General features: G+C 73.9%; 12 protein-coding genes. 6 read left to right on the forward strand and 6 right to left on the reverse strand.

What is annotated here, in order from left to right:
* Positions 1 to 64: 64 nt before the first annotated feature.
* Positions 65 to 592, reverse strand: a complete 528-nt coding sequence (locus ACL06G_RS03995) for an ATP-binding protein (RefSeq protein WP_412786819.1) — start codon at positions 590 to 592, stop codon at positions 65 to 67.
* 431 nt (positions 593 to 1023) lie between these two features.
* Positions 1024 to 1404, reverse strand: coding sequence for an STAS domain-containing protein (locus tag ACL06G_RS04000; RefSeq protein ID WP_412786769.1), 381 nt, complete (start codon positions 1402 to 1404; stop codon positions 1024 to 1026).
* 393 nt (positions 1405 to 1797) lie between these two features.
* On the opposite strand from ACL06G_RS04000, the gene ACL06G_RS04005 reads away from it, so the two are divergent.
* Both ACL06G_RS04005 and ACL06G_RS04010 read left to right on the forward strand, forming a co-directional pair.
* Positions 1798 to 2400, forward strand: a complete 603-nt coding sequence (locus tag ACL06G_RS04005) for a sigma-70 family RNA polymerase sigma factor (RefSeq protein WP_412786770.1) — start codon at positions 1798 to 1800, stop codon at positions 2398 to 2400.
* Positions 2397 to 3734, forward strand: coding sequence for a maleylpyruvate isomerase mycothiol-dependent enzyme family protein (locus ACL06G_RS04010; protein WP_412786771.1), 1338 nt, complete (start codon positions 2397 to 2399; stop codon positions 3732 to 3734). The genes ACL06G_RS04005 and ACL06G_RS04010 overlap by 4 nt, the downstream gene beginning before the upstream one ends.
* A 57-nt stretch (positions 3735 to 3791) precedes the next feature.
* Here ACL06G_RS04010 and purU read toward each other — a convergent pair whose 3' ends face one another.
* Both purU and ACL06G_RS04020 read right to left on the reverse strand, forming a co-directional pair.
* Positions 3792 to 4655 (reverse strand): formyltetrahydrofolate deformylase, encoded by an 864-nt coding sequence (gene purU / locus ACL06G_RS04015; RefSeq protein WP_412786772.1) that lies wholly within the window; start codon positions 4653 to 4655, stop codon positions 3792 to 3794.
* A gap of 100 nt (positions 4656 to 4755) precedes the next feature.
* Positions 4756 to 5262: an SCO4402 family protein gene (locus ACL06G_RS04020; protein WP_412786773.1), complete on the reverse strand. Its 507-nt coding sequence runs from the start codon at positions 5260 to 5262 to the stop codon at positions 4756 to 4758.
* Positions 5263 to 5385: 123 nt separating this feature from the next.
* Between ACL06G_RS04020 and ACL06G_RS04025 the strand changes: the two genes are divergently transcribed.
* A complete protein-coding gene (locus tag ACL06G_RS04025; protein ID WP_412786774.1) occupies positions 5386 to 6702 on the forward strand; it encodes an ABC transporter substrate-binding protein in 1317 nt (438 codons plus the stop codon).
* An 82-nt stretch (positions 6703 to 6784) separates the two neighbouring features.
* Here ACL06G_RS04025 and ACL06G_RS04030 read toward each other — a convergent pair whose 3' ends face one another.
* Positions 6785 to 8413 (reverse strand): hypothetical protein, encoded by a 1629-nt coding sequence (locus tag ACL06G_RS04030; RefSeq protein WP_412786775.1) that lies wholly within the window; start codon positions 8411 to 8413, stop codon positions 6785 to 6787.
* Positions 8414 to 8804: 391 nt separating this feature from the next.
* Between ACL06G_RS04030 and ACL06G_RS04035 the strand changes: the two genes are divergently transcribed.
* From ACL06G_RS04035 to ACL06G_RS04045, 3 genes are all read left to right on the forward strand, one after another.
* Positions 8805 to 9422 carry a bifunctional DNA primase/polymerase gene (locus ACL06G_RS04035; protein WP_412786776.1) on the forward strand — a complete coding sequence of 206 codons (618 nt, stop codon included), beginning with the start codon at positions 8805 to 8807 and terminating at the stop codon, positions 9420 to 9422.
* A 171-nt stretch (positions 9423 to 9593) separates the two neighbouring features.
* Positions 9594 to 10589: an ABC transporter ATP-binding protein gene (locus tag ACL06G_RS04040; protein ID WP_412786777.1), complete on the forward strand. Its 996-nt coding sequence runs from the start codon at positions 9594 to 9596 to the stop codon at positions 10587 to 10589.
* Positions 10586 to 12211 carry a transporter gene (locus ACL06G_RS04045; protein ID WP_412786778.1) on the forward strand — a complete coding sequence of 542 codons (1626 nt, stop codon included), beginning with the start codon at positions 10586 to 10588 and terminating at the stop codon, positions 12209 to 12211. The genes ACL06G_RS04040 and ACL06G_RS04045 overlap by 4 nt, the downstream gene beginning before the upstream one ends.
* 73 nt (positions 12212 to 12284) lie before the next feature.
* On the opposite strand, the gene ACL06G_RS04050 is transcribed toward ACL06G_RS04045, so the two are convergent.
* On the reverse strand, positions 12285 to 13175 hold the full coding sequence (locus tag ACL06G_RS04050) for an alpha/beta fold hydrolase (RefSeq protein ID WP_412786779.1): 891 nt from the start codon (positions 13173 to 13175) through the stop codon (positions 12285 to 12287).
* Positions 13176 to 13374: the final 199 nt, after the last annotated feature.

Genomic DNA, 13374 nt, shown 5'->3' on the forward strand with positions numbered 1-13374 from the left:
AGAGCCGCCGCACGGCACGCGGAAGCGGACCGCGGGGACAGTCCCGGACCTTCCGCGGAACGATTCAGCACAGGGGCCGGAGCGTCCCGGGGGTGCGCTGCCGAGGCGTTGCGGCCTCCCGGGCGCCGGTCGGTGGCAGGCCCCGGGAGGCGGCGGCCGGGGCGGCGCCCGCGGGGACGCGGTCGAATTCGCACCAGATGCGCTTGCCGCCGTCCGCCGGGTGCCAGCCCCAGCGGTCGGCGAGCCCGGAGACGAGTTCCAGGCCGCGGCCGCCGGTGTCCTCACCCTCTGCGCGGCGGGGCCGGGGAGCGGCGCGGACGGCGTCGAGGACCTCCAGCCGGAGCGCCGCGCCCGCTCCCGCGGCACCCTGGGATGCAGAACCGTTCAGGCACAGCCGCAGCACGGCCGGACGACCGGTGTGGACCACGGCGTTCGTCACCAGTTCGGACACCAGCAGGACCACGGTCTCGGCGAGCTGCTCGTCGGCCTCGGCAACGCCGCAGGCGTGCAGCCGAGCACGTGCCCACCTGCGGGCACGGCCGACCTCCGTCGGATCGGCCCCGATCTCCAACCGAACCTGCCACGACTGCACGCTCACACCACCCGAACCGGCGGGGACATCACGATACGCAAGAAGTCGACCACACCGCGTGACGACAACACCGCACAGCTTGCTCGCCGCGACGGGCCGCCCACAAGCACTTCGGGCCTATTCCGACGCAAAGGAGTACGCGGCCCGCGGGTCACGCAGTCGCAGCCATGCCGCGGCATTCCTCGCGAGACCGTCCACTCACTGCTCACCGGGAGCACTTCGGAACTTCTTGCACACAGGGAGCGTACCGGACTGCACCACGAACACCGCACCGAATATCGGGCATTTCCGGGCAAGATCGGACAGAGGGAAGCGGATCGGCTCACGCAACGGTGAAGGGACGAGGGTCCGCGGCAGGTCGGAGCAGGGAAGCCGGGCGGGCACGGACGGGTCCGGGCGAGCAGAGCAGGCGGCGGGAGCAGGCGCAGAAATCAGGCAGAGAGGGGCCGGTCGGCCCCCGAGCGGCCGGTGGCCGCGGCCAGGTCCGGATAGCAGTCGAAGAGGCGGCGCACCCCCAGCGCGGACAGCACACGGTTCACGTGCGAACCGTCCTCCGCCCCCTGGGCGGGGAGGATCAGGCGGAGACGCCCGGCACAGGACCGCATCAGCCGCCGGGAAGCGATGAGGACACCCACTCCGCTCGAATCGCAGAACAGCACCTCGGACAGGTCGAGCACGAGACTGTGGCGCCCCTCCGCCACCGCGTCATGGACGTGTTGCCGTACGGCGGGTGAGGTGACCAGGTCCATCTCGCCGGAGACGCGCAGGACGGCCCACTCCCCCCGCTCCTCCTCCAACACCTTCAACGACACGTGTCCGCTTCCCTTTCGTTCGCCCGGGGTGCACGCCTCGGCCGTCCCACCCGCAGGAGATCCTTGGTTTCGGCTGCCCTGGCGGCGGCCGTCGAAACGGCCCGCCTCCAGCCGACCCTAAGCCCTGTCCGCCGCCAACCCTGCGGCGACTTCCGGTCAGAACCGGTGACCAAGCGGGCAACAGACCCCATTCCGGTCCTGTTTCACGGAATCGTCGCCTGCCCGGCGTGACTGATTCACCACGATCGGCAATCAATACACGGCGCACTTTGCCGTCGAGGGGGATACGTTGTCAGCGTCCCGCACTACATTCGAGGGGTACGGACGCACGGGTGCGGGCCGGGGCAACGACACGGCACAGACGGGACGGGCGGCACGGAAGCAGGAGCCACCATGGCAGAGGACACACCACCGCGCTGGGACCGGAAGATGCAGCAGCGGCTGGCGCGGGGAGAGGCCGCCGCCCTCGGCGAGCTGTACGACCGTTTCGCCGCCCTCGTGCACGGCCTGGCGCACCGCGTCCTCGGCGACGACGCGGCCGCCGACCGGGCGACGCGCGAGGTGTTCCTCCACCTCTGGGAGCACCCCGAGGAGTGGACCCCGCACAACGGCTCGCTGCGTTCCTGGATTGCCGCGGTGACACAGCGACTCTCCGCCCGTGTGCTGCGCGAACGTCAGACGGACTGCAGTCCCGAGCAGGCCGAGGAGAAGGTGCGCGCCGCCTCCGCAGCAGCCCGGGCGGACTACATCGTCGCCTCCATGCCCACCTCGCTGCGCGCCGCCCTGGAGCAGGCCTACTTCCAGCGCCGCGACTACCGGCAGACCGCCGAACATCTCGGCGTCACCGAGGACGAGGCCCGCCGCAGACTGCGCCTGGGGCTGCAGCTGCTCTCCTCGGCCGCCGCCCGGAGCCTGCCCGGCGCTTCGCCCGCACCCCCGGTCGGCCCGCCGCCCGGTGCGCCGGGTCCCGCCTCGGGCCTGGGGCGCGCGGGATGAGCGGTCCGGACCGTCCGCAGGACGACACACCGAGCGGCGGTGTGCCGCGCATACCGCCGCCGCGCGACGCGGCCGAGGACGGCGCGTGGCCGCCGCCCACGCTTCCACCGCCCCCTGACGAGGACCGGGACGGCCCTCCGGCCGGGGCGCCGGGCCTCCGCACCTCCGGCTCCGGCACTCCCGGCATCCCGGCGGGCCGCCGGGAGGGTGCGGCACGACCGCCGGAATACAGCCACGACGTACTCAAGTCCCTGCTCGGCGCCTGGGCCCTGGCCGCCTGCTCGACCGGGGAGACCGGGGCGGTCGAGGAGCACCTGACACACTGCGCCCGGTGCGCGGACGAGGCACTGCGGCTGCGGGACGCCGTCGGCCTGCTGCATCCCGAGGACGGCCTCGACCTCGACCCGATGCTGCGCTCCGAGGTGCTGGACAACTGTCTGGCACAGCGTCCGGCACGGATCTCCGTCCCGGTCTGGGCGGCTCCCTACGACGCGGAGACCGCCCGCCTGGACGCGCTGCTCCACGACATGGCCGAGGAGGAGTGGCGCACCCCGGTGCGGTTGCGCTGGTTCGACGGCCGCGAGCACACCCACCGCACCACCACGGTGTGGGGCGTGCTGGAGCATCTGCTGGCCGTCGACGGCAGCCTCGCCGTCGTGCTCGGACTACCGGATCCGCTGCCGGCCGACGCGCGGCCCGAGGAGAGCGCGGTGTCCGACCCCACCGCGCGCACCGAGGCGGCCTGGCGGTCCCGGGCGCTGGGCGACCGCGTGCGGGAGGCCTGGCGCGACCAGCGGCACGCCCTGATCCGCACGGTGCCGTTCGGAGGCGATCGGACACCGGAACTGCCCGTCCCCTACGGAGGGTTCGAGCTCCCGCTGCGGGACTCCTTCCTGGAGCGCGCCTTCGAGTGCTGGGTGCACGCGGGCGACATCGCCGACGCGGTGGACTACCCCTACGAACTCCCCGCAGCACCGCATCTGGAGCAGATGCTGGATCTGGCGGTGCGGCTGCTGCCGGACGCCCTGGCCGCGCGCCGCCGGAAAGGCCTGGCAGCACCGCCCCGCGCACTGACCGCGGCCGGAGCACCTGGCCGCACGCTGCACCTGGAGGTCGAGGGGCCGGGAGGCGGAGACTGGTACGTGCCGCTGGACTCGCCGGGCGCCGCGGCCTCCGCCGAGAACACCGTGGCTCACGTCGCGCTGGACGAGAGGGAGTTCTGCCGGCTGGCGGCGGGGCACATCCCACCGGCGGAAGCGGCGGCGGGGCAGGACGGCGACCGGGAGGCGGTCCGCGACGTCCTCTTCGCCACGGCCTCGCTGTCACGGCTCTGACACTCCGGGCCCCGGACGGGCTCCGGAGGCTGCCGGGGCGGGCGGGGCCTGCGGAGGTCAGGCGAACACGACCGTGCGGTGCCCGTTGAGCAGCACCCGGTGCTCGCTGTGCCACTTCACCGCCCGTGCCAGCGCCTGGCACTCCACGTCCCGGCCGACGGCGACCAGCGCCTCCGGTCCCGCCTCGTGGCCGACCCGCTCCACCTCCTGCTCGATGATCGGCCCCTCGTCGAGGTCGGCCGTCACGTAGTGGGCGGTGGCACCGATCAGCTTCACGCCCCGGGCGTGCGCCTGGTGGTAGGGCTTCGCCCCCTTGAAGCTGGGCAGGAACGAATGGTGGATGTTGATGATCCGCCCGGAGAGCGCCTTGCACAGGTCGTCGGAGAGCACCTGCATGTAGCGGGCGAGGACCACCAGTTCGACCTCCTCCCGCTCCACGATCCGCAGCAGTTCGGTCTCCGCCTGCGTCTTGGTCTCCGGGGTGACCGGAATGTGGTGGAACGGCACGTCGTAGGAGGCGGCGAGCTCGGCGAAGTCCGTGTGGTTGGAGACGACCGCGGCGATCTCGACGGGAAGCGCGCCGATGCGTGCCCGGAACAGCAGGTCGTTGAGGCAGTGCCCGAAGCGGCTCACCATCAGCACGATCCGCATGCGTTCCTCGGCCAGGTGGATCTGCCAGTCCATCCGGAACGAGTCGCCCACCGCGGCGAAGCTCGCCCGCAGCTTCTCCAGTGTCACCGGCGGTTCCGCGGAGAAGTGCACCCGCATGAAGAACAGCCCGGTGTCGTGGTCGCCGAACTGGCGGCTGTCCTCGATGTTGCACCCGGTCATGAACAGATAGCTGGACACCGCATGGACGATGCCCTTCGCGTCCGGGCAGGAGAGGGTGAGGACGAACTGGTCGGGCTCAGACGCGTTCATGGGCCCACAGTGGCACATCCGCTGCCGCCCGGGAGGCGTTGTCCACCCCTCGGGCCCGGTGCCTCCGAGGATGGCGGGGCCGGGCACCGCGCACCCGGTGTCAGACCGCGCGCAGCAGCTGTGCCAGAGCGTCCAGGGACTGCGGCGGCACGTCGGGGTCCTCGCCGTCGTTGACGGTCAGCCGCACATGCGCCTCGCGCGCCGCACGCACGGCCTCCTGCCAGCCGTGGTGCTCCAGGTAGGCGCCGACCGGTGCGTCCGCCCCCACCTGGTGCATGATCCGCAGCACCCGCAGCACCGCCGTGTCGACCAGGGCGGCCTCCTGCGAGTCGCGGAATATCGTGCCGACGTACTTCTCGGCGGACCAGTTGTCCAGCCAGGTGTCCTCGACGAGGCGGTAGACCGCGTCGGTGACGTCGCCGTAGCCGGGACGTCCGGTGGCCCAGCACTCCTGCTGGAACCCCGGGTCGGAGAGCATGTGCAGCGCGGAGCGCACGTTGCTGCGCCAGCGCCACCAGGGCATGTCATGTACGGGCATGCCGCCCATGGTGGTCGACCGACGGCCACGGCGGGAAGACTTCTCCGGAGCTTGCTGCACGTGCTGCATGTCGACCGACCCTACGTTTCGCCGCGGAGCCCACCCCAGCACCCCCTGGAATTCACCCTCAGGCGGCTGCGTGTTCGCGCGCGGCCCTCGTGCGGTTACGAGCGGACGGCATCGTGCGGTGCCATGAGCGCTCTGACCCGCAACCTCCGCAGCCGTTCCCGGCTCCGGAACGGCCTCCGCCGAACCACGGTCGTCGCGGCCGTGGCCGCCGTGGCCGCCCCGCTGCTGTCCGGGTGCGGGGCGGGTCCGGGCGACGGGGCGAACGCGCCGATCAAGGTGATGACGTGGGCGCCCCAGGACACCGGGGCGATCAGCATGGCGGGGATGCCGGCCATGGCCGAGGCGTTCGGGCGCTGGGTCAACGCCGGCGGCGGTGTCGACGGGCACCGCCTCGAGGTCCTCACCTGCGACGAGCACAACACCGCCGCGGGAGCCACCGCCTGCGCCGAACGCGCCGTCGACGAGGGCGTGGTAGCGGTCGTCGGCTCCTACAGTCGGTTCGGACGGGCCTTCATCGCACCTCTCGAGAGCGCCGACATCCCCTACATCGGAGGGTTCGGCGTGACGGAGGACGAGTTCAACAGCCCGCTGTCGTACCCCGTGCACGGCGGACTGGCGGCCCTGGCCGCCGGCAGCGGACGGCAGCTCGCCGCCGCCGGATGCACCGACGTGACGCTGGTCCGTCCCGACACCCTCGCCGGGGACCGGCTGCCTCCGCTGCTCGACGCGGGCCTGAGCGACGGCGACGGGACCGCCGCCCCCGCCACGGACGTGCGGGCCCCCGAGGACGCGACGTCGTACGGCCCCCAGGCGGAGAAGGCGCTCGAGGGCGCCGCCCCGGCCGCGGCGACCGGCGCGGGCAAGCCGTGTGTCTCCGCCGTGCTGGGCGGGCGCACCGACACCTTCTTCGACTCCTTCCGCCGCCTGGGGAGCGAGTCCTCAGAGGTGACCTGGGCCTCGGTGCTGGGCAGCATCGGGCAGCACCTGGTGGACAGCACCGGTGGCAGGAACAGCCCTCTGGAGGGCACCTACGCCACCGGCTGGTACCCGGCGTCCGACGATCCGCGCTGGGACCGGATGCACCGGGTGGTGCGCGAGCACGCCTTCGGCGACAACCGGATCGACACCGACGACTCGGGAGTCCGGACGACCTGGATCGCCTGTACGGTGCTGCGCGCGGCGCTCGAGCGGATCGACGGCGCCACCCCGGTCTCGGCACGTTCGCTGAAGCACGAGCTGGACAACGGTCCCGCGATCTCCACCCGCGGCCTGACGCCCGATCTGCGGTGGCACTTCGAGGACCTGCTCGCGGCGGCTGAGTTCCCGCGCATCGTCAACACCAAGGTCACGTTCCAGCGCGTGCGGGACGGACGGTTGACGCAGGTCGGTGACGGGTTCGTCGACGTGCGGAAGCAGCTGGTGAGCGGCCCGGACGTATGAGTCGGGCGACGTCCGGGGCACACGGAACCCGCGGGCGGGAGGCGGGGCGGCGGCCGGAGCCGGAGCCGGAGCCGGGTGTACTTCAGAGCTGGGTGTACTGGCGCTCCGGGAGTCCGTACTGCCGAGCGGTCGGGTTCCACAGCTCCGCGGCCTGCTTCTTCGCGGCGGTCGCCTCGCCGCTGGCGCGGTTGCCGACGGACGTCCGGTGCGTGACCCGCGCCTCGCCCTTCTTGCACCCTTTCTTCCCTGCGGCCTGGTCGGCCCAGTCGGCGTAGGCGTTGTCGGCCCGCGCCGAGGCCTTCCACGCCCGGGCCAGAGCGGTGTTGAGCTTCGCGCTGTCGGGCAGGGCGCCGAGCTCCAGGTCAGCCAGGCTGGTCACGAGACTGTTGCGGCCCCTCGCGGCTTCCCGCAGGTCCGACGCGGCGCGGGAGAGCTTCCGGCAGGACTTGATGTTCTGCACGGCCCTGATCACGGCGTTGCGGCTGTTGTTGCTCTTCTCCAGCAGGGCGCTCAGCTGCTTCGCCTGCTCCTCGGCCCGGTCCGCCGCCGGTGCGGACCCGGACGGCTGTCCGCCTGCGGCGGGCGGGGTCGGTGCGTCCTTCTCCGGCTCGCCGTCCCCGCCGCTGATCAGTGCCCCGACACCGAGGCCCAGCACCATCACCACGACGACGCCGATGGCGGTCAGCACCGTCGGGGAGAGCCCGCCCCGGCCGTCGCGGCCGCCGCCGTCCCGATCGCTGCGGCCCCGGGCGGCACGGGACGGGTCCGGGCCGCCGGGCGCGCTGCCGGCGGCGGCGCGCCCGCCGTAGCCGGGGGCCACTGCCGGATCGGCCCGGAAGAGGCTGTCGAACTCGGACGGCGGGGGCCGGTCGGCCGGTGCTCCCGGACGTATGCCGTACGGAGCGGCGGCGGGCGGCGGCCCCGCTGCCGTGCCGGCGTACCCCGGCATCCCCTGCGACGTCTCGGGGGGCAGCATCTGCGTCGCATCGGCCGGACCGTACTGCGGGGGCAGCATCTGCGTCGCGTCGGCGTCGGCCGGGCCGTGCTGCGGGGGCAGCATCTGCGTGGCGTCCGCCTCGGCAGGCCCCACTGCCCCGGACCATCCCGGCTCCGTGTCGTACTGCGGCGGCAGCATCTGGGTCGCGTCCGCCTCGGGGGCGGCGGGTGGCGGAGCGGGCCACGGACCGGCGCCCCCGGGAGCCGGCGCGTCCGCGGGCGGCGGCGGAAAGGCCGGCGCGCCGGTGTCGAACGGGGGCATCGGCCCCGGTCCGGGCGGCGGCGCCGGCTGCTGCGGGGGGAGCTGCCCGGGCGGCCCGCCCGGGCCGGCGGTCCCGGTGTCACGACGGTCGGGCTGCTCCGCGGACGGCGGGGGCGCGTACGGCATCGGCGGGGTGCCCGGCGGGACGGGTGGCGGTGCGGGCGCCTCGGGCGGCACCGGCGCGCCCGGGGCGGGAGGCGCCGCGTCGTAGTACGGCTGCTGCTGCGGGAACGTCGGGGACGCCGCCGCGGGCGGCGGCGACGGCGGGGCAGCGGGCGGCTGCGGGGCATCCGGGCCCCAGGGGCTGCCCCAGGGCTGTCCCGCCGCCGGTTGCGGCGTTCCGCCGTGCGCCTGCTGCTGCCGGTCAGGTGTCCACGACTCGCCGTGGGACGGCAGCACGACGCCCTCGTAGGGGAGGTCGTCGCCCTGCCCGGGTCCGTTGTGCGCTGTCACCGGAACTCCTCGTTGCCACCTGACCGTTGCAGCCGTCGCCTCACGCTACCGGTTCGCACACAGTCGCGACCACGCACGCGTGCGGGATGGTCCGCGCCGCGCCGGCCGCCGTCTCCGCGGCGTCCGGCATCGTCCCCGACCGTCCGGCCCGCGGGAGGGCGGAGGTTCCGTCAAGCACGCGGCCGGTCCGGACATGTGCGAGGTCACGCCGCGTCGGGCGGACGGGGAACCGCCGGGGCCCGGCCCCCGGCCGTGACCGCCGCCGACCGGCGACGTTGTGATGTGCGTGGAGAAGACCATCGCAGTCACCTCAGCAGCGGTTCCCCCTGCCTTTCCCCCTCCCGCGGCGTCGCCCCCTGCTCCGCGGCGCCACGACGTCCCGGCGGAGCACATGGCCGAGCACGCGGCCCGGTACACCGAGGAGCGGTACTGGGACGTCTGTCCCGGTGCCTGGCTGGAGACGGTGGACGGCTCCCCGACACCGCAGTGCAGCTGCGGCCGCGCCAGGTGCGGGGCTCCCGGCGCACATCCCCTCGACGAGGGGTGGGCGAGCGACGCGACGAGCAGCGCCGGTGCCGCGCGGCGGCTCTGGGCGAAGGTGCCGCTCGCCTCCGTGCTGCTGCCGACCGGCCGCACCTTCGACGCGCTCGACGTCCCCGACACGGCCGGTTTCCTTGCGCTGGCCCGCATGCGGCGCTTCGACCTTCCCCGGGGGCCGGTGACCCTCTCCCCCGACGGACGCATGCAGTTCTTCGTGCAGCCCGGTGCGGCGGCCAGGGTCCCCGGGCTGGTGCGGGCGCTGGGCTGGTCGCCCGGCGCCCTCGACATGGGCGTGCGGGGCGAGGGCTGGTGGGTCCCGGCACCGCCGACGCGTGTCGGGACGCGGGGATCGGTCCAGTGGGCCTGCCCACCAGGGCCGGGGAACCGGTGGCTGCCCGATGCCGCGGAGATCCTCCCGGCCCTCGCCTACGCCTGCGGCCGGGAAGCGGCAGCAGCACGGGCCCGGTAGGCGGCACGCCCGCCCACCGCCCGGCCCGGACGCCGTGTCACACATGGACAACGGCTTCCGACGCGGCGGTCGAGTCGCGGACCCGGCACTTCTAGGGTGGTCGGGGCGAGGCCGCGACCGCACGGTCCGGTGCCTCGCACGACCGTGAACGGGGACAAGGGGTGAGCACGCATGGCAGACAGCCGGCAGCAGTCGCCGGAAGGCGTCGAGGGCAGGGACGGGACCGTCCCGACGTTCGGGGGACCGGCGCCGGGGCCGCGCCGCGACCGCCCTCGCGGTGCGGGACCGGACCCACTGGCCGCCGGGCACCACGGTGCCGCGCCCGGTGAGGCGGACGGCTCCCGCGAGGGTGGCCCGGTCGCGGTCCGCGTCCGTTCACTGCGCAAGCACTTCGGCGACCACGCCGCGGTGGCGGGTGTCGACCTCGACGTGCCGGCCGGACGATTCGTCGGCCTCGTCGGTCCGAACGGCGCGGGGAAGACGACGACACTGTCCATGATCACCGGCCTGCTGCGACCGGATTCCGGCACCGTGGAAATCGCCGGCCACAACGTGTGGCGCGACCCGGTCGCGGTGAAGTCCCGCATCGGTGTGCTCCCGGAGGGGCTGCGCCTCTTCGAACGCCTCTCGGGCCGCGAACTGCTCACGTATCTGGGCGCCCTCCGCAACCTCGCCCCGGCGGACGTGGAACACCGCGCCGACCAGCTCCTCGAGGTCCTCGGGCTCGCGGACGCCCAGCACAAACTGGTCGTCGACTACTCCACGGGCATGCGCAAGAAGATCGGCCTGGCCGCCGCCCTGCTCCACAACCCGGAGGTGCTGTTCCTCGACGAGCCGTTCGAAGGGGTGGACCCGGTCTCCGCCCAGACCATCCGGGGCGTGCTGGAGCGGTACACCGAATCCGGTGCGACCGTCGTCTTCTCCAGCCACGTCATGGAACTCGTCGAGTCGCTCTGCGATTGGGTGGCGGTGATGGCCGCGGGGACGCTCCGCGCCCACGGCCCGCTCGCGGAGGTGCGCGGCGACGCGCCCACGCTGCACGAGGCGTTCCTCGGCCTCGTCGGGGCGGGCGACCGCGCCGCCGGGGACTCCCTCGACTGGCTCGGCGGCGGGGCGGACGACGGCATGCGTGCGGCGGACGGCGCTCCGGCCGGTGGTGACCGGTGACGACCACGGCAGCCACCACCGCGCCCGCACCGTCCCTGACTCCCACGTTCCTCCGCCTCAAGCTGTCGCTGCTCCGCAACGGCCTGCGCCAGTCCACCGGCCGGACGACCGCGTTCGTGCTGTCGCTGGTCCTGGCGCTGCTGTTGTCCGCGGCCCAGCTCCTCGGGCTGGTGCTGCTGCGCGGCAACCCGTACGCGGAGGCGGTCGTCGTCCCGCTGGCGGCGCTCGTCGCGCTGGGCTGGGCGGTCGTTCCGCTGTTCGTCCCCACCGGGGACGAGACCCTGGATCCGAGCCGGCTGGTGATGCTGCCGCTGCGTCCCCGCCGGCTCGTCGTCGCCCTTCTCGCCGCCTCGCTGCTCGGCATCGGGCCGGTGTTCACCGTCACGCTGCTCACCGGCTCGGTCGTCGCCCTCGCGCACGGGCCGGCGGCGGTCGCCGTCGCCGTCGTCGCCGCGCCGCTCGCCCTGCTGACCTGCGTGGCGCTGGCGCGTGCCGTCGTGACGGCCAACGTGCGGCTGCTGACCAGCAGGAAGGGCCGCGATCTGGCACTGCTGAGCGGCATCGTGCTCGCCGTCGGCGCGCAGTTCCTCAATCTGGGCATCCAGCAGTTGTCCCGGCCCGGCGGACTCGCCGTGCTGGAGCCGGCGGCGGCCGTACTCCGCTGGCTGCCGCCGTCGTCCGCGATCGGGGCCGTGCGGTCCACGTCCGAGGGCGCGTACGGCACCGCGGGCGTACAGCTGCTGCTCGCGGTGGCGGCACTGGCCGCGCTGCTGTCCTGGTGGGCGCGGACCCTGAGCCGTCTGATGACCTCACCGGACTCCTCCACGCTCCAGGCATCCTCGGGGGACGCGACGCGGGACCGGGCCGGCGGTGGCGGTTTCCTCGCCGACCTGCTGCCCGCGGGCCGCACCGGCGCCGTGATGCTCCGCACGCTGCGGTACGCGTGGCGCGACCCCAAGACCAAGCTCGGCTGGGCCTCCGCGCTGGGGATCGGCATCCTGCTGCCGGTCGTGGCCGCCGTGCAGGGGAACGGGACGGTGTACCACTCCTGCTTCGCCGCGGGGCTGCTGGGGCTGCAGATGTACAACCAGTTCGGACAGGACCACTCGGCCTTCTGGCTGGTGGCCGCCTCGACGTCCTCGGCACGCGACGCACAGGTGGAGCTGCGCGCGCGCATGCTGGCCATCGCGCTGGTGGGTGTGCCCTACGTGCTGCTGGTCGTCACGGGGTCGGCGGTGGCGCTCGACGCACCGGACCGCTTCCCGGAGGCGCTCGGTCTGGCTCTCGCTCTGCTGGGTGCCCTGCTCGCAACGGGTGCATGGTCCTCGACCCGCTTCCCGTACTCCATTCCGCAGAACAGCGCCAAGAACGTCGCCCCGGGGCAGGGTTCGCTCGCCTACCTGAGCATCTTCGGCGGCATGCTGATCGGCGCGCTGGCCTGTGCGCCGCTGATCGGGCTGACGGTCTGGCTGCACCTGAGCGCGCTGCACGGCTACCTGTGGCTGCTGCTGCCGCTGGGCGCGGCCTACGGCTTCGGGCTCTGCGCCCTCTCGCTCCGCCTCACCGCGCCCGTCGCTGCGGAGCGCCTTCCGGAGATCCTCACCGCCGTGTCCCGCGGCTGACGGCCGCCGGACGCTGCGGCGCGCTCCGCCCGTCGCCACGGCTGCGGGCGGAGCGCGCGGCCCGGGCGGCGGGTCAGCCGCGCCCCGACATCGCCGCCTGGAGGAACGGTTCGACCACACGCCGCCAGCCGGCCGGCTGGTCGTAGTGGACGAGGTGGCCGGCGTCCGGCACTTCGGCATAGATGCCCCGCGGCAGGACCCGGACCATCTCCTGTGCCTCCGCGCGGCCGAGGGTGCCGTCCGGCCCCCGGACGACGAGAGTCGGGCACTGCACCCGGGCCAGCTCGTCCCAGTGGGCGTCGTGGACCCAGGTCTCCCGCACCCGGAGCATCTGCTCCAGGGAGAAGACGGGGCGCCAGCCGTCCTTCTCCTCGGTCATGACCTCGGCGAAGAAGTCGCCGCGGGACGCACGGGGGCGCTCCAGCGAGGGGTCGTCCTCCCCGAACCACCTGCGGACGTCGGCGAGTGTCGCGAAGGGCAGCGGCCAACCGGCGAACCACTCCTCCCATTCCCGCTGCGAACTCTCGCCGAGGGCGGAGGCCCGCATGTCGCAGACGACCAGGGCCCGGACCAGGTCCGGCCTGCGCGCGGCGAGCTGCCAGGCCGTCAGCGCGCCCATCGCGTGGCCCACCAGGGCGACCGGGGCCAGACCCAGTTGCTCGACGGCGGCCTCGGCGTCGGCGATGTAGGCCTCCCGCTCGTAGGAGGCGTCGGGCGGGGCGTCGCTGCGGCCGTGGCCCCGCTGGTCCAGCGCGACGGCACGGAAGCGGCCGGAGAGCCAGCGGGCGGTGTCCGCCCAGTGGGCCGCACGCCCCATCAGGCCGTGCAGGAGCAGCACGCCCTGCGGCTCCTGCACGGCCTGCCCCGCTCCGGCGGCGGGCCGCTCCGGGCGCGCAGGCTCGGCGAACTCCCATGCCGCGAGACGGACCTTGTCCGCTCCCGCCACGTCGATGCGTTTCACCATGCGCCCTGGCACCCCCACTCCGTCCGACCGCACCTGCAGAATATCGAACTATCATTCGAACGCGAGGGATTCTCCGCGAAGACCCCTCTTTCGGGTGAGTCCCTGCCGGTGTCGAACGACGCCGGCAGGGGGAGAACCTCAACGGGAGGGCGCACGACCCTGGGGGCTCGGGGCTCCGGGTCGTGACGGCGGCACAGGG

Origin of the sequence: Streptomyces callyspongiae (genome assembly GCF_047200695.1) — a bacterium.
In the GTDB taxonomy this organism is placed as follows: Bacteria; Actinomycetota; Actinomycetes; order Streptomycetales; family Streptomycetaceae; genus Streptomyces.

What these genes read in the sequence shown, in the direction of transcription:
- ACL06G_RS04010 (WP_412786771.1), top strand. Translation starts at nt 2,397, where the DNA reads ATGAGCGGTCCGGACCGTCCGCAGGACGACACACCGAGCGGCGGTGTG.
- ACL06G_RS04040 (WP_412786777.1), top strand. Translation starts at nt 9,594, where the DNA reads ATGGCAGACAGCCGGCAGCAGTCGCCGGAAGGCGTCGAGGGCAGGGAC.
- ACL06G_RS04020 (WP_412786773.1), bottom strand. Translation starts at nt 5,262, where the DNA reads ATGCAGCACGTGCAGCAAGCTCCGGAGAAGTCTTCCCGCCGTGGCCGT.
- ACL06G_RS04035 (WP_412786776.1), top strand. Translation starts at nt 8,805, where the DNA reads ATGGCCGAGCACGCGGCCCGGTACACCGAGGAGCGGTACTGGGACGTC.
- ACL06G_RS04005 (WP_412786770.1), top strand. Translation starts at nt 1,798, where the DNA reads ATGGCAGAGGACACACCACCGCGCTGGGACCGGAAGATGCAGCAGCGG.
- ACL06G_RS04025 (WP_412786774.1), top strand. Translation starts at nt 5,386, where the DNA reads ATGAGCGCTCTGACCCGCAACCTCCGCAGCCGTTCCCGGCTCCGGAAC.
- ACL06G_RS04050 (WP_412786779.1), bottom strand. Translation starts at nt 13,175, where the DNA reads ATGGTGAAACGCATCGACGTGGCGGGAGCGGACAAGGTCCGTCTCGCG.
- purU (WP_412786772.1), bottom strand. Translation starts at nt 4,655, where the DNA reads ATGAACGCGTCTGAGCCCGACCAGTTCGTCCTCACCCTCTCCTGCCCG.